The 22,085-nt window shown below is 62.0% G+C and carries 25 protein-coding genes; 10 read left to right on the top strand and 15 right to left on the bottom strand.

The window, feature by feature from the left end; translation table 11 throughout:
- Window positions 1–11: 11 nt before the first annotated feature.
- The 4 genes from RPF88_RS09480 to RPF88_RS09495 all read right to left on the bottom strand — a co-directional run bounded on the left by RPF88_RS09480 (window position 12) and on the right by RPF88_RS09495 (window position 3,787).
- The gene (locus RPF88_RS09480; protein WP_127388793.1) at window positions 12–806 is read right to left on the bottom strand and encodes a transglutaminase family protein; all 795 of its coding nucleotides are present in this window, start codon (window positions 804–806) and stop codon (window positions 12–14) included.
- Window positions 807–891: 85 nt separating this feature from the next.
- Window positions 892–1,833, bottom strand: a complete 942-nt coding sequence (locus RPF88_RS09485) for an alpha-E domain-containing protein (protein ID WP_013531818.1) — start codon at window positions 1,831–1,833, stop codon at window positions 892–894.
- Between the two features lie 133 nt (window positions 1,834–1,966).
- Window positions 1,967–3,379, bottom strand: a complete 1,413-nt coding sequence (locus RPF88_RS09490) for a circularly permuted type 2 ATP-grasp protein (RefSeq protein ID WP_024503502.1) — start codon at window positions 3,377–3,379, stop codon at window positions 1,967–1,969.
- 171 nt (window positions 3,380–3,550) lie between these two features.
- Complete coding sequence (locus tag RPF88_RS09495) at window positions 3,551–3,787, bottom strand: Lrp/AsnC family transcriptional regulator (RefSeq protein WP_010909609.1); 237 nt, start codon at window positions 3,785–3,787, stop codon at window positions 3,551–3,553.
- A gap of 264 nt (window positions 3,788–4,051) precedes the next feature.
- Here RPF88_RS09495 and RPF88_RS09500 point away from each other — a divergent pair, with 264 nt between their 5' ends.
- Window positions 4,052–4,471, top strand: a complete 420-nt coding sequence (locus RPF88_RS09500) for a DUF4864 domain-containing protein (RefSeq protein WP_013531820.1) — start codon at window positions 4,052–4,054, stop codon at window positions 4,469–4,471.
- A gap of 4 nt (window positions 4,472–4,475) precedes the next feature.
- Here RPF88_RS09500 and tgt read toward each other — a convergent pair whose 3' ends face one another.
- The 7 genes from tgt to coaD form a co-directional block, all read right to left on the bottom strand.
- A complete protein-coding gene (gene tgt, locus RPF88_RS09505; RefSeq protein WP_013531821.1) occupies window positions 4,476–5,606 on the bottom strand; it encodes a tRNA guanosine(34) transglycosylase Tgt in 1,131 nt (376 codons plus the stop codon).
- A complete protein-coding gene (locus tag RPF88_RS09510) occupies window positions 5,599–5,868 on the bottom strand; it encodes a hypothetical protein (RefSeq protein WP_013531822.1) in 270 nt (89 codons plus the stop codon). The genes tgt and RPF88_RS09510 overlap by 8 nt, the downstream gene beginning before the upstream one ends.
- Window positions 5,858–6,946 carry a tRNA preQ1(34) S-adenosylmethionine ribosyltransferase-isomerase QueA gene (gene queA, locus RPF88_RS09515; RefSeq protein WP_013531823.1) on the bottom strand — a complete coding sequence of 363 codons (1,089 nt, stop codon included), beginning with the start codon at window positions 6,944–6,946 and terminating at the stop codon, window positions 5,858–5,860. Before queA ends, RPF88_RS09510 begins: the two co-directional genes overlap by 11 nt.
- Entirely contained in the window at window positions 6,946–7,395 is a 450-nt protein-coding gene (locus tag RPF88_RS09520; RefSeq protein WP_337122258.1) for a DMT family transporter, read from the bottom strand. Before RPF88_RS09520 ends, queA begins: the two co-directional genes overlap by 1 nt.
- 12 nt (window positions 7,396–7,407) lie before the next feature.
- On the bottom strand, window positions 7,408–7,920 hold the full coding sequence (locus RPF88_RS09525) for a peptidylprolyl isomerase (RefSeq protein WP_013531825.1): 513 nt from the start codon (window positions 7,918–7,920) through the stop codon (window positions 7,408–7,410).
- Window positions 7,921–7,960: 40 nt separating this feature from the next.
- Complete coding sequence (locus RPF88_RS09530; protein ID WP_245268637.1) at window positions 7,961–8,455, bottom strand: peptidylprolyl isomerase; 495 nt, start codon at window positions 8,453–8,455, stop codon at window positions 7,961–7,963.
- 109 nt (window positions 8,456–8,564) lie between these two features.
- On the bottom strand, window positions 8,565–9,065 hold the full coding sequence (gene coaD, locus RPF88_RS09535) for a pantetheine-phosphate adenylyltransferase (RefSeq protein ID WP_013531827.1): 501 nt from the start codon (window positions 9,063–9,065) through the stop codon (window positions 8,565–8,567).
- Window positions 9,066–9,387: 322 nt separating this feature from the next.
- Here coaD and RPF88_RS09540 point away from each other — a divergent pair, with 322 nt between their 5' ends.
- Window positions 9,388–9,540: a hypothetical protein gene (locus RPF88_RS09540; RefSeq protein WP_081714296.1), complete on the top strand. Its 153-nt coding sequence runs from the start codon at window positions 9,388–9,390 to the stop codon at window positions 9,538–9,540.
- 68 nt (window positions 9,541–9,608) lie between these two features.
- Here the strand turns inward: RPF88_RS09540 and gyrA are convergent, their stop codons facing one another.
- Together gyrA and RPF88_RS09550 are read right to left on the bottom strand one after the other, a co-directional pair.
- Window positions 9,609–12,410, bottom strand: coding sequence for a DNA gyrase subunit A (gyrA, locus tag RPF88_RS09545; RefSeq protein ID WP_013531829.1), 2,802 nt, complete (start codon window positions 12,408–12,410; stop codon window positions 9,609–9,611).
- A gap of 221 nt (window positions 12,411–12,631) precedes the next feature.
- Window positions 12,632–13,453 carry a helix-turn-helix transcriptional regulator gene (locus tag RPF88_RS09550; RefSeq protein WP_337122259.1) on the bottom strand — a complete coding sequence of 274 codons (822 nt, stop codon included), beginning with the start codon at window positions 13,451–13,453 and terminating at the stop codon, window positions 12,632–12,634.
- Window positions 13,454–13,539: 86 nt separating this feature from the next.
- Here RPF88_RS09550 and RPF88_RS09555 point away from each other — a divergent pair, with 86 nt between their 5' ends.
- Window positions 13,540–14,070, top strand: coding sequence for a hypothetical protein (locus RPF88_RS09555; protein ID WP_013531831.1), 531 nt, complete (start codon window positions 13,540–13,542; stop codon window positions 14,068–14,070).
- A 160-nt stretch (window positions 14,071–14,230) separates the two neighbouring features.
- Window positions 14,231–14,860 (top strand): MarC family protein, encoded by a 630-nt coding sequence (locus RPF88_RS09560; protein ID WP_013531832.1) that lies wholly within the window; start codon window positions 14,231–14,233, stop codon window positions 14,858–14,860.
- Window positions 14,861–14,893: 33 nt separating this feature from the next.
- Here the strand turns inward: RPF88_RS09560 and RPF88_RS09565 are convergent, their stop codons facing one another.
- Window positions 14,894–15,319 (bottom strand): OsmC family protein, encoded by a 426-nt coding sequence (locus RPF88_RS09565; protein ID WP_127367750.1) that lies wholly within the window; start codon window positions 15,317–15,319, stop codon window positions 14,894–14,896.
- A gap of 135 nt (window positions 15,320–15,454) precedes the next feature.
- Window positions 15,455–15,976 (bottom strand): single-stranded DNA-binding protein, encoded by a 522-nt coding sequence (locus RPF88_RS09570; protein WP_024503512.1) that lies wholly within the window; start codon window positions 15,974–15,976, stop codon window positions 15,455–15,457.
- A 183-nt stretch (window positions 15,977–16,159) separates the two neighbouring features.
- Here RPF88_RS09570 and RPF88_RS09575 point away from each other — a divergent pair, with 183 nt between their 5' ends.
- From RPF88_RS09575 to uvrA, 6 genes are all read left to right on the top strand, one after another.
- Entirely contained in the window at window positions 16,160–16,579 is a 420-nt protein-coding gene (locus RPF88_RS09575; protein WP_013531835.1) for a cupin domain-containing protein, read from the top strand.
- A 44-nt stretch (window positions 16,580–16,623) separates the two neighbouring features.
- Window positions 16,624–16,938, top strand: coding sequence for an ArsR/SmtB family transcription factor (locus RPF88_RS09580; RefSeq protein WP_013531836.1), 315 nt, complete (start codon window positions 16,624–16,626; stop codon window positions 16,936–16,938).
- The gene (locus RPF88_RS09585; protein WP_224672855.1) at window positions 16,935–17,423 is read left to right on the top strand and encodes an SRPBCC family protein; all 489 of its coding nucleotides are present in this window, start codon (window positions 16,935–16,937) and stop codon (window positions 17,421–17,423) included. Before RPF88_RS09580 ends, RPF88_RS09585 begins: the two co-directional genes overlap by 4 nt.
- A gap of 20 nt (window positions 17,424–17,443) precedes the next feature.
- The gene (locus RPF88_RS09590) at window positions 17,444–18,049 is read left to right on the top strand and encodes an ATP-dependent Clp protease proteolytic subunit (protein WP_013531838.1); all 606 of its coding nucleotides are present in this window, start codon (window positions 17,444–17,446) and stop codon (window positions 18,047–18,049) included.
- An 88-nt stretch (window positions 18,050–18,137) separates the two neighbouring features.
- On the top strand, window positions 18,138–18,434 hold the full coding sequence (locus tag RPF88_RS09595) for a hypothetical protein (protein ID WP_024503514.1): 297 nt from the start codon (window positions 18,138–18,140) through the stop codon (window positions 18,432–18,434).
- A 691-nt stretch (window positions 18,435–19,125) separates the two neighbouring features.
- Window positions 19,126–22,047, top strand: coding sequence for an excinuclease ABC subunit UvrA (uvrA, locus tag RPF88_RS09600; RefSeq protein ID WP_064995833.1), 2,922 nt, complete (start codon window positions 19,126–19,128; stop codon window positions 22,045–22,047).
- The last annotated feature ends 38 nt before the right edge of the window (window positions 22,048–22,085 follow it).

Below are 22,085 nucleotides of genomic sequence, written 5' to 3' on the forward strand. Positions count from 1 at the left end.
CTTGCGGAGGATTACTGCTCCACCGTAACGGTGACCGCAAGCTGTTCTTCCGCCTGTCCCAGCCGAATTCCCGACACCGGCGTCGCGTCGCGGTAATCGCGGCCCGTCGCCACCTTTACATAACGCTCGTCGGGCGAGATGCCATTGGCGGCATCGAAGGCAACCCAGCCGAGTCCAGAAACATGCGCTTCGGCCCAGGCATGGCTTGCGGCCTGCTCGACCGTCGCATCCAGCATCAGATAGCCGCTGACATAGCGGGCCGGAAAGCCCATGGCGCGGGCGGCGGCGGCAAAGATATGGGTATGATCCTGGCAGACCCCGGTCTTGAGCGCCAAGGCTTCCTCCGCCGGCGTCGTCGCATTGGTGGTGCCGGGCGTGTAGACAACGCGCTCCCCGATGACAGCCATTAGCCGGTGCAGCCTTTCGATGTCGCTGCCCTTGCCAACCGATGCGGCGAGTTCGCGGATACCGCTGCCGATCGTCGTCAATGGCGTCTCATGGCTGTACAGCCAGAGCGGCGTAAAGCCCTGGTGTGGCCCCGAGACACCCGCGGTGTCGCGCGTCACCACTTCGCCCGAGGCCTCCACCGTGATGAAGTCGCGCTCGCCCTCGACGCTCAACAGCCTTGTGTCGTTGCCGAAATGGTCGACAAAGCGGACCTCTTCGCGCGCGCCTTCGATCGCCAGAGCCCAGGACAGAACGGTCTGCGTCGACCCGCTGACCGGAAGCAGCCGCAGCCGCTGCAACAGATAGTGCACCGGCGTATCGTAACGGTACTCAGTTCGGTGGGTAATCTTCAGCCGCATGCTTCTATTCCGTTTGTGAGCGCGATCTCCGGACAAACGGCTTCCGTTTGTCTAAGAAAACCGGCTCCACCTTTCGGGACCATGCTCAATTGAACCGATAATCTTGTGCGATTTCGTCGCCCAGCTTGGTGTTGTCGCGAATGAAATTGGCCAGGAATTCATGCAGCCCGGTATCGAAGATATCCTTGATCGACCCGGCTCTCAGCATTGTCTGCGTCTTCTCGGCCGTTGCGTGGCAGGCATGGCGCTCGCCGTAATCGTCGCCGAGGAATTTCAGATGCTCCGACAGGAAGCGATAGCAGAACATCAGCGAACGCGGCATGCGGACATTGAGGATCAGATAGTCGGCAATGTTGGTCGGCTTGTAATCAGCATCGTAGACCCAGCGATAGGAGCGATGCGCCGAGACCGAACGCAGGATCGATTCCCACTGATAATTGTCGAGCGTCGAGCCAACCCAGGAGATCGACGGCAGCAGCACATAATATTTCACGTCGAGGATGCGCGCCGTGTTGTCGGCGCGCTCGACGTAAGTGCCGAGTTGCGAGAAGTCGAAGATCTCGTTGCGCAGCATGGTGCCGTAGAACGAGCCGCGGATCAGCGCCGTCTCGCGCTTGATGGCGTCGAGCACGCTTGGCAGGTCGCGCTCGTCGATCGGCTTGGCCAGCATCCGCTTCAGCGCCATCCAGGCTTCGTTGATGCTTTCCCAGGTCTCGCGCGTCAGCGCGGTGCGCACCATGCGGGCATTGTTGCGGGCTGTCTCGATGGACGACATCGCGCTCGATGGGTTCGACGTGTCGCGCAACAGGAAGTCGGCGACATTGGCGGCGGTATAGTCGGAATATTTCTGGCTGAAGGTGACGTCGGAACCAGCGCTGAGCAGCACCGAATTCCACTCTTCCGAGGCGCTTTGGGTGCGGGTCAGCGCCATGCGCAGGCCGGCATCGACCAAGCGCGCCATGTTTTCCGCCCGCTCGATATAGCGGTTCATCCAATAGAGCCCGTTTGCGGTGCGGCCTAAAAGCATGAAGTGGCCCTTCGGGCTAGTGAGTAGCGAATAGTGAGCAGTGAATATTAAGCAATTGAATCTCAATGAAATATGGCATTTCCTGTCCCTCTATTTCCGCTACTGACTACTGACTATTCCCTACTCACTCGTCTCAATCATCCAACACCCAAGTATCTTTCGTCCCGCCGCCCTGCGACGAGTTCACAACCAGCGAACCTTCCTTCAACGCGACGCGTGTGAGGCCCCCAGGCACGATCTGGATGCGGTCGGAGACCAGCACATAGGGCCTGAGATCGACGTGGCGCGGCGCCAGCCCTTTTTCCGTCAGGATCGGGCATGTCGACAGCGCCAGCGTCGGCTGGGCAATATAATTCGATGGCTTGGCCGCCAACTTCTTGGCGAAGGTCTCGCATTCCTTCTTGGTTGCCGCAGGCCCGACCAGCATGCCGTAGCCGCCGGAACCGTGCACTTCCTTGATCACCAGCTCGTCGATGTGTTCGAGCACGTATTTCAGGCTGTCGGGCTCCGAGCAGCGCCAGGTCGGAATGTTGCCCAGGATTGCCTTGCGACCGGTGTAGAACTCGATGATCTCGGGCATGTAGGAATAGATCGCCTTGTCGTCGGCTATGCCGGTGCCCGGCGCATTGGCGATGGTGATGTTGCCGGCGCGATAGACATCCATGATGCCGGGTATGCCAAGTGCGGAATCCGGACGGAACGTCAACGGGTCCAGGAAAGAATCATCGACGCGGCGGTAGAGCACATCGATCTGCTTGTAGCCTTCCGTCGTGCGCATCGCGACATGGCCGTCGACCACGCGCAGGTCCTGGCCTTCGACCAACTGCACGCCCATCTGGTCGGCAAGGAAGGCGTGTTCGAAATAGGCGGAGTTGAAGCTGCCGGGCGTCAGCACCGCAATGGTCGGCGCACCTTTGGTGCTTTGCGGCCGCACCGCCGCCAGCGACTGGCGCAGAAGCTGCGGGTAGTTTTCCACCGGCCGCACCTTGATCTTCTGGAACAGCTCGGGGAACAGCTGCATCATCGTCTCGCGGTTCTCCAGCATGTAGGAGACGCCGGACGGCGTGCGCGCATTGTCCTCCAGCACGTAGAACTCGTCCTCCGAGATGCGGACGATGTCGACGCCGATGATGTGGGTATAGACGCCGGCCGGCGGCCTGACCCCGATCATCTCCGGCAGGAATGCCTCATTCCTGGCGATCAATTCCCTGGGGACGCGCCCTGCCCGCAGGATTTCCTGGCGATGATAGATGTCGTCGAGGAAGGCGTTCAGCGCCTGCACGCGCTGCTCGATGCCCTGCGTGAGGCGCCGCCATTCATTGCCTGAAATGATGCGGGGAACGATGTCGAACGGGATCAGCCGCTCGGAGGCTTCTTGCTCACCATAGACGGCGAAGGTGATGCCGGTCTTGCGGAAGACGCGCTCAGCGTCCTGCATCTTCTCGGTCAGCCTAGCTGGATCCTGCTCCTTCAGCCAGCGATCATACGCCGAATACGGTCTTCTCAATCCGGAGACTTCCGGAAGCATTTCATCGAACGCTGCCAATCGCATACTCCCCTGTGACGCCATTTCACTGGCGTCGCCGGAGAAAATCAAGCGCAATCGGTGATTTGGGAGATACGGGCGATCAGTATGTTGCGCCTGCCTAAAATTGAGGCAGCTGAAATATGACCTTGATCAGCCTTTGCCTCGTGCCCGGGCAAATGCGTTTACCGGCTAGAAAGCACGGAACGTGACGACGGTGAACGTGTCCTTGATGCCGGGGAGAATCTGCACCTTTTCGTTGACGAAATGGCCGACGTCTTCCTCGTCGTCGACATAGAATTTGGCGAGCAGATCGTAGTTGCCGGCGGTGGAGTAGATTTCCGAGGCGATCTCGGCATCGGCAAGCGCGCTGGCAACCTCATAGGATTTGCCGAGCTCGCATTTGATCTGCACGAAAAACGCCTTCATGGCTTCGTCCCGCTAAACGTCCAAGTCCAGCGGCCCTTCTGGCAGACTGGAGGCGGGCTTTCAAGCGCTGGAATCCGTACTCTGCCGGCCCAGGCCTGGGCTGCGACCTGCCGCAGCTCTCCGCCAGCATGCAACCTGCCGCCGAGCGCCACCGATTATTCGCGATCGCTGAAACCGCGATGCGCTGCCAAGCGTATGTTATGATGCGTCTTCGGACAGCACCATTTCAAGGGAAGATGTTTCGCGGGACAACGGAGACAGGCCATGCGCCGCGCCTTTTTCGCATTCGCAGTCGTTCCATTCCTCTGGGTGTCGTCGGCATTGGCCGGCGATGCCGAGATCAAGGCAGGCCAGTCCGTCATCGACGGTCAGCTAAAGGCCCTCATCGCCAATGACGGCGCCACCGCCTACAGCTTCGCCGCCCCGAATGTGAAGCGGATCTTCCCGACCGTCGATGCCTTCATGAACATGGTGACCAACGGCTATCCGCCGGTGCGCAAGCCGCAGACTTATTCCTTCGGCAAGGTCGAGGAGACCGGTCCGGGTTCGATCGTCCAGCAGGTGCTGATCGTCGGCCCCGATGGCAAGGATTACGAGGCGGTCTATACGCTGCAGCAGCAGCCCGACGGCACGTTCCAGATCACCGGCTGCAGCCTGCGCGCCTCGAATTCGCTCAGCACTTGAGGCCTTACAGCAACGGGATATCGCCCCTCGCCCAGCCCTCGGTGATTTCGGCGCCGCGCGCCTCGAAGGTGCCAGCCTCGATCGCAGCGCGGATGTCCTGCATCAGTTTCTGGTAGTAGGACAGGTTGTTCCACGTCAAAAGCATGGCGCCGAGCGCTTCCTGCGAGCGCACCAGATGATGCAGATAGGCGCGTGAGTAGTCCCGGGCGGCCGGGCAGTCGCTTTCCTCGTCGAGCGGCCGCGGATCGTCAGCATGGCGGGCGTTGCGCAGATTGACCTTGCCGCGCCTTGTATAAGCAAGGCCGTGGCGGCCGGCCCGTGTCGGCATCACGCAGTCGAACATGTCGATGCCGCGCGCCACCGATTTCAGGATATCGTCAGGCGTGCCGACGCCCATCAGATAGCGCGGCTTGTTATCAGGCAGCTCCGGACAGGTGATGTCGAGCATCTCGAGCATCACCGCTTGCGGTTCGCCGACGGCCAGGCCGCCGACCGCATAGCCCTTCAACTCCATCGCGCTCAGCGCCTGCGCCGAACGCACCCGCAGCGCTGCGTTGTCGCCGCCTTGCACGATGCCGAACATCGCCTTGCCCGGCTGGTCGCCGAACGCCGTCTTGCAGCGCTCGGCCCAGCGCAGCGACAGCTCCATGGCGCGCTCGATCTCCTTCATTTCGGCCGGCAGCGCCGTGCATTCGTCGAGCTGCATCTGGATATCGGAATCGAGCAGCCCCTGAATCTCGATGGACCGCTCCGGCGACATCTCGTAGGCGGCGCCATCGATATGCGAGCGGAAGGTGACGCCCTTTTCGGTCAGCTTTCTCAGCTTCGACAGCGACATTACCTGGAAACCGCCACTGTCGGTCAGGATCGGATGCGGCCAGCGGGCGAATTCATGCAAGCCGCCGAGCCGCGCCACACGCTCGGCGCCTGGCCGCAGCATCAGATGGTAGGTGTTGCCAAGGATGATGTCGGCGCCGACGCCGCGCACCTGGTCCATATACATCGTCTTGACGGTACCGCCGGTGCCGACCGGCATGAAGGCCGGCGTGCGGATTTCGCCGCGCGGCATGTCGATCACGCCGCGCCGCGCCTTGCCGTCGATTGCCAAAACCTTGAAGCTGAACTGCTTAGCCATTGAATTCCTTGTCGTGGACCGGGGCGTCCGGCGCCTGCTTGTCGAGCGACTGGCGGTAGTGGATGCAGCCGCGCATGAATTTTGGCCAGGGCGGCACGGCGATCGATGGTTCGGTTTTTTCCGGCAGCAGGTCCCACAGATCGGGGTGATGCCAGCACAATTCATGGCCGGTGGAATCGCGGTGCTGGCGAATGCCGGCGCGCAGTTTTTTCACTTCCGCGATCAGCGCATCGCGGTCAAAGGCTTGCAGATCATCGTCCATCGCTCGTCTCCGCTCGGAAAAGCAGGCTTGCGTCTCCATAGGAGTAGAACCTGTAACGGTTCGCGATCGCATGCGCATAGGCCGCGCGCATCGTGTCGAGGCCGCTGAAGGCCGAAACCAGCATGAACAGCGTCGAGCGCGGCAGATGGAAATTGGTCATCAGCATGTCGGCGGTGCGAAAACGGTAGCCGGGCGTGATGAAGATATCGGTCGGGCCGGACCACGCAGCCAGAGTACCGTCCTCACGCGCCGCACTCTCCAGCAGACGCAGCGAGGTCGTGCCGACAGCAACGATGCGCCCGCCCCTTGCTCTTGCGGCATTCAGGGCGTCCGCAGTGGCTTCGCTGACCGACCCGGTCTCGGCATGCATCTTGTGGTCGGCGGTGTCGTCCGCCTTGACCGGCAGGAACGTACCGGCGCCGACATGCAAGGTGACGAAGCGGCGTTCGACGCCTTTGGCGTCAAGCGCTGCAAAAAGCTCCGGCGTGAAATGCAGGCCCGCTGTCGGAGCCGCGACGGCGCCCTCCTCGCTTGCATAGATGGTCTGGTAATCGGCCCGGTCGCGTTCGTCATCGTCGCGTTTCGAGGCGATATAGGGTGGCAGCGGAATATGGCCTACCGCGTGCAGCGCCTCGTCGAGGAACGGCCCCGACAGGTCGAAGCCAAGCAGCGCCTCGCCGCCCTCGCCTTTCTCGATCACCGTGGCGTCGAGCTGGCCGAGGAAACAGGAATTGCCGTCATGGCCGAAATGGATGCGGTCGCCGGCGGCAATGCGCTTGCCCGGCCGCATGAAGGCCAGCCAGCGGTCCGGCGCCATGCGCATATGCAGCGTGGCTTCGACCTGCGCCGTCGCCTCGCCCCGCCGCCTTATGCCTTTGAGCTGCGCCGGAATGACCTTGGTGTCGTTGAACACCAGCACGTCGCCGGCACTGAGCAAGGACGGCAGGTCGCCAACCGTCCGGTCCTCGAGCTCTTCGCCGGGCTTGACCAGAAGCATCTTGGCGCTGTCACGCGGCTGCGCCGGGCGGAGCGCGATGCGCTCCTCCGGCAGCTCGAAGTCAAAGAGATCGACGCGCATCAGTAGAGCCGGACGAGCAGCGCTCCGGCCAAGAGCAGCACCGCGCCGGCAACGCGTCCCAGCGAGATTTCACGCACCGCGACGCCGGGGAAGCCGACGCGGTCGATGAGCATGCCGGCCAGCAACTGGCCGGCGACCAGAAACGCCATCAGCGCGGCAGCACCTATGCGTGGCGTCAGGATCGTCGACAGCGTGACATAGAAACCGCCGAGCATGCCGCCGGCCACGAACAGCCAGGGCGCCGGCGCTTTCCAGTCGAGCGAGATGCCTTGCAGCTTCACCACCGTAACGGAGATAATGCCGAGCACGATCGCGCCCGACAAGAACGAAAACGCAGCCGCCGCGACCGGGAGACCCAGGCCGCGCGCCAGCTGCGAATTGATCGGCGCCTGAATGGCAATGAAGGCGCCGGACAGGATGCCGAGAAGCGACCAGACGACGCCCATCATTGTCGTTTGCCCTTACTTGACGTCGGCCGCGACCTTCAGCGACACGATCTTGTCGGGATCCTGCACCGGCTCGCCGCGCTTGATCTTGTCGACATTGTCCATGCCTTCGATGACCTGGCCCCAGACCGTGTACTGGCGGTTGAGGAAGGCGGCGTCGTCGAAGCAGATGAAGAACTGCGAATTGGCCGAGTTCGGGTTCTGCGAACGGGCCATCGAGCAGGTGCCGCGGCCATGGTTGGCGTTGGAAAATTCGGCCTTCAGGTCCGGCTTCTCAGAGCCGCCCATGCCCGCACGGGACGGCGCGAAGGAAGGCTTGCTCGAATTGCCGAACTTGACGTCGCCGGTCTGGGCCATGAAGCCTTCGATGACGCGGTGGAAGACCACGCCGTCATAGGCGCCTTCCCTAGCCAGTTCCTTGATGCGGGAGACGTGGCCCGGCGCCAAGTCGGGGAAAAGTTCGATGACGACCGTGCCCTTGGTCGTTTCCATGATGAGCGCGTTCTCGCGGTCCTTGATTTCGGCCATGTCAGATATCCTTTTGAGAAAACAGAGTTATTTGACAATTTTACTTGTCTGCGGCGATGCGCACCTTGATCATCCGGTCGGGGTCGGAGACCGTGCCGTTGTCCGCCTGGTCGCCCTTCTTGACGTGATCCACCAGTTCCATGCCGCTGACGACATTGCCGACGATGGTGTACTGGCCGTCGAGCGGCGGTGCCGGAGCGAACATGATGAAGAACTGCGAATTGGCCGAATTGGGGTCCTGCGAGCGGGCCATGCCGACCACGCCGCGCTTGTAATGTTCGGTCTGCGAGAATTCGGCCGGCAGGTCGGGCAGGTCGGAACCGCCGGTGCCGACGGCCTCGGCGCTGAAACCCTTTTTCATATTGCCGAACTTGACGTCGCCGGTCTGCGCCATGAAGCCGTCTATGACGCGGTGGAAGGCGACGTTGTCATAGGCGCCTTGGCGCACCAGCTTCTTGATCTGCTCGACATGCTTTGGCGCCAGATCGGGCCGAAGCGCAATGGTGACGTCTCCGTCCTTCAGCGTGATGACCATGGTGTTTTCCGGGTCGGCGGCGAAGGCCGAGACCGATGCGGTCACAAGGCCGGCAAGCACAACGAGGAACGAGGCGAGCTTTTTCAGCTGCATATCTATCTCCGGAATCTTATTTCGCGAATTTGGCGGTGAGCGCACCGGCAACCGCCGCCGGCACGAAGGGGCGGATGTTGCCTCCCATAGAGGCAATCTGGCGGACAAGTGTGGCGGTAATGGTGCGCACGGACGGGCTGGCGGGCAGAAAAACCGTCTGCAACTCAGGTGCCATAGTCTCGTTCATGCCGGCCATCTGCATCTCATAGTCGAGGTCGGTGCCGTCGCGCAGGCCGCGGATCATGATCGAGGCGCCGTGCTTCCTGGCGGCGTCGATGACCAGCCCGTCGAAAGCGACGACCTTGATACGGGCACCATCGCTGCCGAATTCCGCCTTCGCCGCGGTCTCGATCAGCTTCACCCGCTCCTCGAAGGAAAACAGCGGCTGCTTGCCCGGATGGATGCCGATCGCCGCATAGACGATGTCGGCCACGGCCAGCGAAGCCTTCAGCACATCGAGATGGCCGTTGGTCAGCGGGTCGAAGGAGCCGGCATAGAGGGCGATGCGTTCGGTCATGGCAGGTGCTTCTAATGCATGATCCCAAAAAGTGGAAACCGGTTTTTGCGGACAAACGGTTTTTCGTTTGTCCTAGAGATCATGCTCAAATGAAAGCTAGAGCCTGTTCCATCTTCCGTCCACCAAGATGGAAGAGGCTCTAGCGAGCCTCTCTCGCAAAGGCAAATCCGATCGGCGCGCCGGCCGTGAACCTTTTCCGGCACATGAACGACAGATGAACACGCTGATCACGAAGCCTTCACGCAGCGTTCACTAGGTTGCACCTTAATTAGATGAAACCAAAATCCCATCTATCCGTTGTTAGGCGCAGGAGAACACGCACATGCTGATCTACATGCTCGCCACCGCAATGACCGTCGCCATGCTGATCGCCACCGTATTTGGGCTGCATCAGGAGGCACAACGCATCCGCGTCAAGGCAAACACCAAGCGCTTCGAAGGCTTCGGCCCGCGTAAGCCATATCGCCACTACTGATAAAGCCTGAACTTGCTGCCGCGCCGGCCAGCTGGCCGGCGTTGCCATGTCAAAACCTGGTGCCGGACTTAGTCCGCCCCCTCCGGACCGGCGTCAGACGCCGCAGCGGCATCGGCACCGCCCTCGACGGTTTCTTCGCTTTCTTCGTCCGCTTGCGGTTCAGAGATCCGCTCGACCGAAACCACCTTTTCGCCTTCAGCCGTGTTGAAGATGGTCACGCCCTTGGTGGCGCGGCTGGCGAAACGAATGCCGTTGACCGGCACCCGGATGACGGTGCCGCCGTCCGACACCAGCATGATCTGGTCGTCATTGCCGACCGGGAAGGTCGCCACCAGCCTGCCAATCTCGGCCGCCTTCGACACGTCGGTGGCGCGGATGCCCTTGCCGCCGCGTCCGGTCAGCCGGAAATCATAGGACGACGAACGCTTGCCGTAGCCGAATTCGGTCACCGTCAGCACGTACTGTTCGTGCGCCTTGAGTTCTTCGTATCGGCTGTCGGAAAGCTCTGTCTCCTCGCCGATCTCCTCATTGGTCAGCGCGATCTCTTCCTCTTCTCCGGCCGTTTCCGTGGCAAGCCGCCGCTCCGCCGCCGCGCGCTTCAGGTAAGCGGCGCGTTCCGCCGGCGAAGCATCGACATGCTCGATCACCGACATCGAGATGATGCGGTCGGTCTCGGCCATGGTTATGCCGCGCACACCGACCGAATTGCGGCTCTGGAAGACGCGCACGTCGCCGACGGAGAAGCGTATGCACTGGCCGGAACTGGCGGTCAGCAGCACGTCGTCCTTGTCGGTGCAGGTTTCGACGCCGAGGATCTCGTCGCCTTCTTCCTCCAGCTTCATGGCGATCTTGCCGTTGCGGTTGACCTGGACGAAGTCGGATAGATCGTTGCGGCGCACGGTGCCGCGCGTGGTGGCGAACATGACGTAGAGTTCGCCCCAGCTGGCCTCGTCCTCGGGCAGCGGCATGATGGTGGTGATGCGCTCGCCCTGCTCCAGCGGCAGCATGTTGATCAGCGCCTTGCCGCGTGACTGCGGATTGCCGATCGGCAGCCGCCAGACCTTTTCCTTGTAGACGATGCCGCGCGAGGAGAAGAACAGCACCGGCGTATGGGTGTTGGCGACGAACAGCCGGGTGACGAAATCCTCTTCCTTGGTCGACATGCCGGAGCGGCCTTTGCCGCCGCGGCGCTGTGCCCGGTAGAGCGACAGCGGCACGCGCTTGATGTAGCCGGAATGGCTCACCGTCACGACCATGTCTTCGCGCTGGATCAGATCCTCGTCTTCCATGTCCGAACCGCCGTCGGTAAGCTCGGTGCGGCGCGGCGTGCCGAACTCGTCGCGCACGGCGGCAAGCTCGTCCTTGACGATCTGCTGGACGCGTGCGCGGGAAGACAAAATGTCCAGATAATCGATGATCTCGGCGCCGATCGTGTTCAACTCGTCGGCGATCTCGTCGCGGCCGAGCGCGGTCAGGCGCTGCAGGCGCAGCTCGAGGATGGCGCGCGCCTGCTCCTCGGACAGATTGTAGGTACCGTCCTCGTTGATCCGGTGGCGTGGGTCATCGATCAGGAGGATCAGAGATTCCACGTCGCCAGAGGGCCAGCGCCGCTCCATCAACTGCTCACGCGCCGTCTGCGGATCCGGCGCGGTGCGGATCAGCTTGATGACTTCGTCGATGTTGGCGACTGCGATAGCGAGACCGACCAGCACATGGGCGCGATCGCGCGCCTTGCGCAGCAGGAACTTCGTCCGCCTTGTGATCACCTCCTCGCGGAAGGCGACGAAAGCCTTCAGCATATCGGTCAGGTTCATCACTTCCGGCTTGCCGCCATTCAGCGCCACCATATTGGCGCCGAAAGAGGTCTGCAGCGGCGTGAAGCGGTAGAGCTGATTGAGGATGACGTCGGCAACGGCGTCGCGCTTCAGCTCGATGACGACCCGGTAGCCCTGGCGGTCGCTCTCGTCGCGGATATCGGAAATGCCCTCGATGCGCTTGTCGCGCACCAGCTCAGCCATCTTCTCGATCATCGACGACTTGTTCACCTGGTAGGGAACTTCGGTGATGATGATGGACTCGCGGTCGTTGCCGCGCTGTTCGATGTTGACGCGCCCGCGCATGACGATGGAGCCGCGGCCGGTCGAATAGGCGCTGTAGATGCCCGAACGGCCAAGCACGATGCCACCGGTCGGAAAATCAGGGCCAGGAATGATCTCCATCAGCGCCGGCAGGTCGATCGCCGGATTGTCGATGATGGCGATGGCGCCATTGCAGACTTCACCGAGATTGTGCGGCGGGATGTTGGTCGCCATGCCGACGGCGATGCCGCCCGAGCCATTGACCAGAAGGTTGGGAAAACGTGCCGGCAGAACCTTCGGTTCGCTGCCGGAAGCATCATACGTGTCCTGGAAATCGACCGTATCCTTGTCGATATCCTCCAGGAGCTCGTGCGCGACCTTGGTCAGCCGCGCTTCCGTGTAGCGCATCGCCGCAGGCGGATCGCCGTCGATGGAGCCGAAATTGCCCTGCCCGTCGATCAACGGAACGCGCAACGACCAGTCCTGCGCCATGCGCACCAAGGCGTCATAGATGGAAGCATCGCCATGCGGATGGTATTTACCCATCACGTCGGCGACAGGACGCGCCGACTTCACATATTTGCGGTTCCAATGGTAGCCGCTCTCATGGGCGGCGAAGAGAATGCGGCGATGCACCGGCTTCAGGCCGTCGCGCACGTCCGGCAGCGCACGGCTGACGATCACGCTCATGGCGTAATCGAGATAGGAGCGCTGCATCTCCTCGACGATGGATATCGGCTCGATGCCGGTGGGGCCGCCGTCGGCGCCGCGCGGTGTCTTCTGGTCGGTCAAATCGGATCACAATCTAATCAGGAATCACTTGGTGCTTATATAGGAAGCAAGCCCGAAACTCCAACCTTCACGGCACTTTTCCAGTGTCATTTTTGATGGTAATTTCAAATGGATACCGATGATTGCGACGATATGGCCAAGGCGGTTTTCGCCGCCTTGACGCAAAAGCCTGCGCGTCTGCCTTTGCGGTGCACCGGGCCGATTCACCAAGCAGAAACGACCTATGCGCCACGGCGGCTGCGATACTGGCTTGGCGTCTGCCCCATGATCCGCCGAAAACGACGATTGAAGGTCGACAGATCGCTGAAGCCAGCGCCGAAAGCGATCGCGGAAACCGTATCGTCCGACATGCGTAGCCGCACCGCGGCCCTGTGCAATCGCGTCTTGAGCAGGAATTGGTAGGGGGTCATGCCCGCCACCTGCCGGAAGATGCGCAGGAAATGATACGGACTGGTCGCCGTCCCATCGGCAAGCGCTGAAAGGGAAACCGGCCCGTCTGCATCGAGTTCGATGCGCCGCACAGCTTCGGCAACCCGTTTTTGATCGCGGCGGCTCGGCGCGCGCCTGACATGCGTAGCGCCGGAGGCTGTAGCTACGGCAGCACCGGCCATGCGCAGGGAAAGTTCCTCGAAGGCGTCGATGTCGGCCATCTCGCGAGCGGTTTCCGCCTCGGCCAGGAGTGGCGCCAGGACCGGCAAAGGCGGCAGGCGCGCCGCCTCGAAAGCCAGCTTCCTGGCGCCCGGCACGCCAGCCGCGATCCGCTCCATGTAGGACGGCCTGAAATGGAACGAGAGGCAACGATCGCCGCCGCCATGCTCGTGCCCGCATTCGTAACATGTGCCGGGATTGCCGAGCAGGAGCGCGCCGGGCGCCAGCATCGCCGTTCCTTGTTGGGCGCGGTAGCGGAACGTGCCGCTGGTGACTGCAGCCACACAGAAATCCTGATGCGCCTCCTCGAACGGCCGGCCGGCGCCGGCCGTGCAGATCACATCCGTCACATGCCAACCGGCTCCGGATGCGAGACTATGCGTGGTCGTCGTCATGGTCGAAATATAGCAATTTTTCCCAAGCCCAGAACCCCGTAACCGCCTATTCCCTCCCAATCTCCTGACAAGAAGAGGCCACAACCATGTTCGATCAATCTTCGTTTGCCGATGCCCTGCATAGCCCCGGACCGATCGAAGGCCTTGCCGAAAAACTGAGCCTTTACGGCCGCTTCGTCGGCGCCTGGACTTTCGACGCCTCGCGCCACCTCGAGGACGGAACGGTGCTGACAGGGCGCGGCGAGGTGCATTTCGGCTGGGTGCTGGAAGGCCGGGCGATCCAGGACGTCTGGATCCTGCCCGCGCGGGACACTGGTTCCCAGCCTTCGCTCGGCAAATGGACTTTTTATGGCACGACGCTGCGCGTCTATGATCCCGGCGCGGATGCCTGGCACATCTTCTGGAGCGACCCGCGCAACCAGTATTTCAGCCGCCAGCTCGGCCGCGCCGAGGGCGACACGATCGTGCAAGTGGGCACCGACGGCACCGGCAGCTCAGTACGCTGGGGCTTTTCACGCATCACCGAAAACGCCTTCCGATGGCTGGGCGAGCGCTCGCACGACAATGGCGCGACATGGCGGCTGGAGGTCGAGTTCCTGGCGCGCCGAGCGGTTTGATCGCCGAAGAATGCAGCAGCCCGGAATAAAAGCGTCGCGACCCTTTGCGCCCTCCGCTGTCCCGCCGGCATCAACCACTTTCTCACGAACAGTTCCCACCGAACGGGCTTTGCTCTACCAATTATCCTGGTACGGGCACGGCCCGGCGGGAGGGTCAGAGATGCCGAGTTTCGACAGCCTGTTCAACGCGTTCGTCACCATTCTCGTGACCATCGATCCGCCCGGCCTGGCGCCGCTGTTCCTCGCCGTGACGCGCGGCATGAACCGCGAGGAGCGCCAGCAGGTTTCCGTCCGCGCCTCGATCATCGGTTTCCTGGTGATGGCGCTGTTTGCGGTTGCAGGCGCCTCGATCCTGTCGGTGTTCGGCATCACGCTGCCGGCTTTCCGCGTCGCCGGCGGTTTCCTGCTGTTCTTCATCGCCTTCGAAATGGTGTTCGAGCGCCGGCAGGACCGCAAGGAGAAGATCGGCGACGTCGCCATCACCAAGGACATGATCCACAACATCGCCGCCTTCCCGCTGGCAATCCCGCTGATCGCGGGTCCCGGCGCCATTTCGGCAACTGTGCTGCTCTCAGGTTCCTTTCAAGGCTTCGCGGCGCAGGCGGCGCTGGTCGGCATCATCTTCGTCTGCCTTGCCATCACCTATCTGGTGTTCGTGCTGTCGGAACGCATAGACCGCATCCTCGGCCAGACCGGCCGCTCGATCCTGACCCGCCTGCTCGGCGTCATCCTGGCAGCACTGGCCGTGCAATTCGTCGCCGACGGCATCAAGGCGCTGATAGCGGGCTGACAGGCTGACGCGGCGAGAATCTCGAAGCCGGCTCTATCTCGCCGTCGTGTCGACGACCTCGAAATCGTGGGTAATCGTGGCGGTCTTGGCAAGCATCGCGGAGGCCGAGCAATATTTTTCGATCGAAAGGTCGATCGCGCGTTTCACCTTGTCGCTGGAGAGTTGCCTGCCCTTGACGACGAAATGCATATGAATGCGGGTGAACACTCTGGGTTCGGTTTCCGCCCGGTCGGCCTCGAGCTCGACGACGCAGTCCTCGACCGCCTCGCGCCCCTTTTCGAGGATGTGCACGACATCATAGGCCGAACAGCCGCCGGTGCCGATCAGCACCAGCTCCATCGGGCTCGGTCCCGGCGTCCTGCCTTCCGGTCCGGGCGCGGTTCCCAGCACCAGTTTGTGGCCGCTACCGGACTCGCCGACGAAAGTGCGTTCCTCGACCCATTTTACGCGTGCTTTCATCGAACTCGTCCTTCGCCATATTTCGTTGATCGCCATGTCAGCGTTCAGTTCGACAATGCAAAACCCCGAAAGTCCATGAGGGACTCTCGGGGCGCAATGTTTGACTTAAGCCAAAAATAACATCTGCTGTTGCGATCAGAACGGGATTTCGTCGTCCAGTTCGCGCGACGAACCGCCACCGCCGCCGCTCTTGGCACCGCCACCACCGCGATTGAAGCCTTCGCTCGGGCTGGACTGGCCGAAATCGGAACCACGGCTGCTGCCGCCACCGGCATAGCCGCCGACTTGGCCGCCTTCACCCTGCCCGCGCGCGTCGAGCATCTGCAGCTCACCGCGGAATTTCTGCAGCACGACTTCCGTCGTGTACTTGTCGGCGCCGGTCTGGTCCTGCCATTTGCGCGTCTGCAACTGGCCCTCGACATAGACCTTCATGCCCTTCTTCAAATACTGCTCCGCCACCTTGGCGATGCCCTCATTGAAGATGACGACGTTGTGCCATTCGGTCTTTTCCTTGCGCTCGCCGGAATTCTTGTCACGCCAGCTTTCCGACGTCGCAATGCGAATGTTGACGACCGGCTCGCCCGAGTTGAGGCGACGGATTTCGGGATCCGCGCCGAGGTTGCCGACCAAAATGACCTTGTTGACGCTACCCGCCATGATATTTCTCCGCGCTCATCCGAAACAAATTTTTTTGTCGCAGCACCTTACAGGCTGCAGGCGTCAGCCGCTTGCCGTGGCTGCCTTTACCCACAAGGTTTTTGTTCCCTGTTCGTTCTATGGTGCAGATCACGTTCTGTCAATGTTTGTCAGCAAGATGTAGTGTCCCGGCCGGAAATTTCCATGAAATCGGATCTGACCGGGGGCGATCAAATGAAGTCTGTCGCACATGAGGACCAGCAGCGCGAGCAATGGCGAGCAGGTGTGGAAACACGCATGCATGTGTCGGCCAGCAATGGTGCATCGCAACTTTGCATATTCGAGCAATGGGTCGAGCCCACGGTCGGCGCCCCAACGCATTGGCATCCCGTGGAGGAAGTGCTGACCGTTATCGCCGGTAGGGCTGAGATGTGGATCGACGATGAGCATACAGTCGTGACATCGGGCCAGTCTCTCGTTGTCCCCGCGAACAGGAAACACGGGTTCAAGAACGCCGGCACTGGAACGCTTCACATCCACGCCGTCCTTGCGTCGCCGATTTTCGAGGCGACGTTCGATGGGCCTGCCGGAATGGTGAGACGCTGGCTTCCGACAATCTCGTAAAACAGTGCTTGCCAAATCAATAAGTATTAACTTATGCTTTTGACATGATCGAAGCAGAGATTTTTCGTGCACTGGCCGACCCGACGCGCCGCGCCGTCTTTGAGCGGCTGGCCGCAGGCGAGATGAGCGTGTCGGAATTGCGCACCGGTATGACGGTGTCGCAGCCCGCGGTGTCGCAGCATCTGGCGGTGCTGCGTGGCGCAGGCCTGGTGGTCGAGCGGCGAGCCGGCCGCAACGCCTATTACCGCGCCGATCCGCAGGGGCTAGCTCCCTTGCTCTCCTGGATCGAACGCTACCGGACTTTCTGGCCGGAACGCATCGAAAGGCTGAAGGCGGTTTTGAAGGACATGGATCAATGAAGAAGGCGGGATCAACGACCAACGAGGGCCAAATCGACGCCGCGGATGCGCTCGAGTTCGAGTACGACCTTGCCGAGCCGCCGGAAAAGGTCTGGCGGGCCCTGACCGTACCGGAATTGCTGGCCGCCTGGATGATGCCGAACGACATCAGCCTCGAGATCGGCAACCGTTTTGCCTTCGCCGGGACGGGCGCGCCGATCGAATGCGAAATCCTCGACGCCGAACCCGAGAAGTTGCTGCGCTATTCCTGGCGGGAGCAGCCGGGCGACGCAGCCAGGCAGGATCCGCTCGACAGTACCGTCACCTTCACACTTGCCCGAACCGTTTCCGGCGGCACGCATCTGCGTGTCGTCCATGACGGCTTTGCCCGCAAGGCCATGCCTGCCATCGCCATGGCAGGCGCCGGCTGCCGTCTTTCGCTCGGTTTGCGCGCAATTGGAAAGCCCATCGCCGCGAACGCACCGCGCCTTCTGCGCGCGGCATAATAGAAAATCGGAGAAGAAAAATGAGCGGTGTTGCCAGTCTGGTGCCGATGGTCATCGAGCAATCGAGCCGCGGCGAACGCGCCTTCGACATCTTTTCGCGGCTGCTGCGCGAGCGCATCATCTTCATCAACGGCGAGATCAACGACGACATCTCGGCGCTGGTCTGCGCGCAGCTTTTGTCGCTGGAATCGGACAATCCGGACAAGGAGATCTCGCTCTACATCAACTCGCCGGGCGGCGTGGTGACCAGTGGTTTCGCCATCTACGACACGATGCAATATATCAGCTGTCCGGTGTCGACCGTATGCATGGGCTTTGCCGCTTCGATGGGCTCGTTCCTGCTGATGGCAGGCACACCGGGGCGCCGGATTTCCCTGCCGAACGCCACCATCCTGCTGCATCAGCCGCTGGGCGGGTTCCAGGGCCAGGCCTCCGACATCCAGCGACATGCCGAGCGCATCGGCAGGACGAAACGGCACATGACCGAGCTCTACGCGCAGCATTGCGGCCGTACCTATGAAGAGGTCGAGCGCACGCTGGACCGCGACCACTTCATGACCGCCCGCGAGGCGCAGGCATGGGGCATCGTCGACCATGTTTTCGACACGCGCAAAAAGGCGGCGTAAGCCAGGGCCGGAGCGGAGTCCGGCCGGCTGCCGAAGATTTGACGATGCCGGTCTGGTTCCATCGGCGGCGCGCCACTATAGTCCTGGGATGACCGACACTCATCCTTCCAGACCACTGCGTCCCGTCATCGCCGTCATGGTGCTCGCTGTTGCCAGCCTCGTGAGCGGCGCGGCTCTTGCAGAGGACAGTTCGCCGTCGACGCAAAAAAGCGCCCTGCCCGGCGTGACCGGCGACTACCGCATCGCCAAGCCGGCTCCCGAGCCGGACGATGCGCTGCCGGCCGGCGAGAACGGCACATTCAAGATCGGCGATACGGATGTCAGGATTTCCGGCAGCATCACCGTCGATGTCGGCGCCGGCTCGATCGGGCCGCCGCGTCACTGAGTGCGCGCGGAAATGAGCGTTCCCCACATAAAACGGCCCCGCCGTGCCTTGGGCAAACGGACGGGGCCTTCTGGATCTCAAATCCAACTTTGCCGGGAGTGTACTGCCGGCGTTTGATTTCGGATGCACCGCGGCGTTCGGCCGACGATCCGACTAGCAGTCTCTGATTTTTAGGGGATATGGCAGGTCACGGTTTGCCGGGTGGCGCAGACGCTAAACCCTGGCACTTATGCCTGCCGCGGCTCCAGTGACAACTGGAACCCTAGGGGACGATCCGGTGGCGTCATAGCTCCGCTCCTCTGTCCGTTGCGATTGTTGTCAATTCGAAGCACAAATCGCAAATGCCTGCGGCGTCTCACAGGCCGCCTTTGGGCGGCGAGGCCATCGAAAGACGGCCGGCTTCGTTGACTTCCGGAGACTGCGCTCCTGGGTTGCCCGCGTCAACTATCAATAGCCGGTTACCGAAAAACGTGATCGTCGGGAGGTTACGTACAAGTCAGTTTTGCACAGCTTTGTCAGGAGCGTGTTCGGCCTTTGTTCTTTCCGCTTGCCCGTTCACGCGAAAGACGCTTAAACGCTTTTGTCGGGAATTGTGGCGTCTCTCGACGTGGCGGCAAAACTACCTACATAGGGGATGGCCGGGAAAACCCGCCATTCCAGGAAATTCCAGATTCTGAGGCGGCGACCGGCTATGGCCGACCATAAATATCTTTCCATTCGCGGGGCGCGCGAACACAATCTGAAGAATGTCGATCTCGACCTGCCGCGTGACAGCCTGATCGTCATGACCGGCCTGTCGGGGTCCGGCAAGTCATCGCTTGCCTTCGACACGATCTATGCCGAGGGCCAGCGCCGCTACGTCGAAAGCCTGTCGGCCTACGCGCGGCAATTCCTCGAAATGATGCAGAAGCCTGACGTCGACCAGATCGACGGCCTGTCGCCTGCCATTTCCATCGAGCAGAAGACCACATCGAAGAACCCGCGTTCGACGGTCGGCACCGTCACCGAGATCTACGACTATATGCGCCTGCTTTTTGCGCGCGTCGGCATCCCCTATTCGCCGGCCACCGGCCTGCCGATCGAGAGCCAGACGGTTTCGCAGATGGTCGACCGCGTGCTGGCGATCGAGGAAGGCACGCGCCTGTTCATCCTGGCGCCGATGGTGCGCGGCCGCAAAGGCGAGTACCGCAAGGAATTGCTGGAACTGCAGAAGAAGGGCTTTCAGCGCGTCAAGGTCGACGGCGTCTTCTATGAGATCGCCGACGTGCCGGCGCTGGACAAGAAGTACAAGCATGACCTCGATGTCGTCGTCGACCGCATCGTCGTGCGCGGCGATCTCGCGACTCGGCTTGCCGATTCCATCGAAACGGCGCTGAAGCTGGCCGATGGGCTGGCGGTCGCCGAATTCGCCGACAAGCCGCTCGATTCCAGCCAGACCGGCGAGGATTCGGTCAACAAGTCGAAGAACGAGACGCATGAGCGCATCCTGTTCTCGGAAAAGTTCGCTTGCCCGGTCTCCGGCTTCACCATTCCGGAAATCGAACCGCGGCTGTTTTCGTTCAACAATCCGTTCGGCGCCTGCCCGACCTGCGACGGTCTCGGCAGCCAGCGCGCCATCGACGGCAATCTGATCGTGCCGGATGAAAACATCTCGCTGCGCGACGGCGCCGTCAGCCCGTGGGCGAAGTCGACCTCGCCCTATTACGCGCAGACGCTGGAGGCATTGGGCAAGGCCTATGGCTTCAAGCTCGGCGACAAGTTCAAGGATCTAACCGAAGAGGCCAAGGAAGCCATCCTGCGCGGCACCGGCGAGCGCGAGATCACCTTCCAGTATGATGACGGCCTGCGCTCCTACAAGACGACGAAGACTTTCGAAGGCGTCATCCCCAATCTCGAGCGGCGCTGGAAAGAGACCGAATCCGCCTGGATGCGCGAGGAGATCGAGCGCTTCATGTCGGCCACACCCTGCCCGGTCTGCAAGGGCTATCGGCTGAAGCCCGAGTCGCTGGCGGTGAAGATCGCCGGCAGGCACATCGGCGAAGTCACCGAGCTTTCCATCCGCAAGGCCGACCAGTGGTTCACCGACCTGCCCGCGTCGCTCAACGACAAGCAGAACGAAATCGCGGTGCGTGTGCTCAAGGAAATCCGTGAACGGCTGCGCTTCCTCAACGATGTCGGGCTCGACTATCTGACGTTGTCGCGCAATTCCGGCACGCTGTCGGGCGGCGAGAGCCAGCGCATCCGGCTGGCATCGCAGATCGGCTCCGGCCTGACCGGCGTGCTCTATGTGCTGGACGAGCCGTCGATCGGCCTGCACCAGCGCGACAATGCGCGCCTGCTCGATACGCTGAAGCACCTGCGCGACATCGGCAACACGGTGATCGTCGTCGAGCATGACGAGGACGCCATCCTGCATGCCGACTATGTCGTCGACATGGGCCCGGCCGCCGGCATCCATGGCGGCGAGATCATCGCCCAGGGCACGCCGCAGCAGGTCATGGCCAATCCCAATTCGATCACCGGCAAATATCTGTCGGGCGCGCTCGAAGTGGCGACGCCCGGCGTGCGGCGTGAAGCGAAGAAGAACCGCCGCATAAAGATCGTCGGCGCGCGCGGCAACAATCTGAAGAACGTCACCGCCGAAATCCCGCTCGGCACCTTCACCGCCGTCACTGGCGTGTCCGGCGGCGGCAAGTCGACCTTCCTGATCGAGACGCTGTTCAAGGCCGCCTCGAGACGCATCATGGGCTCGCGCGAACATCCGGCCGACCACGACCGCATCGAGGGCCTCGAATTCCTCGACAAAGTCATCGACATCGACCAGTCGCCGATCGGCCGCACACCGCGTTCAAACCCGGCCACCTATACCGGCGCCTTCACGCCGATCCGCGACTGGTTCGCTGGCCTGCCGGAGGCCAAGGCGCGCGGCTATCAGCCGGGACGCTTCTCGTTCAACGTCAAGGGCGGCCGCTGCGAGGCCTGCCAGGGCGACGGCGTCATCAAGATCGAGATGCACTTCCTGCCCGACGTCTACGTCACCTGCGACGTCTGTCACGGCAAGCGTTATAACCGCGAGACGCTCGATGTCCTGTTCAAGGGCAAGTCGATCGCCGACGTGCTCGACATGACGGTCGAGGAAGGCGTCGATTTCTTCGCCGCCGTGCCCGGCGTGCGCGACAAGCTCGACACGCTGAAGCAGGTCGGCCTCGGCTACATCCATATCGGCCAGCAGGCGACAACGCTGTCCGGCGGCGAGGCGCAGCGCATCAAGCTCGCCAAGGAACTGTCGCGCAAGGCGACCGGCAAGACGCTCTACATCCTGGATGAGCCGACCACTGGCCTGCATTTCCACGACGTTGCCAAACTGCTGGAAGTGCTGCACGAACTGGTAGACCAGGGCAACACGGTGGTGGTCATCGAGCACAATCTCGAAGTGATAAAAACCGCGGACTGGGTGCTCGACCTCGGCCCCGAAGGCGGCGACGGCGGCGGCGAACTGGTCGCCTCCGGCACGCCGGAAGCCATCGTGCGCGAAAAACGCAGCTACACCGGCCAGTTCCTCAAGGAGCTTCTGGAGCGACGTCCCGGAGGCAAACGCGAAGCGGCGGAGTGATCGACCGGTTGGCGCCTGGAGAGCTCTGGAGAGCTTTT

It is taken from the genome of Mesorhizobium sp. ISC11 (assembly GCF_037162595.1).
In the GTDB taxonomy this organism is placed as follows: domain Bacteria; phylum Pseudomonadota; class Alphaproteobacteria; order Rhizobiales; family Rhizobiaceae; genus Mesorhizobium; species Mesorhizobium ciceri.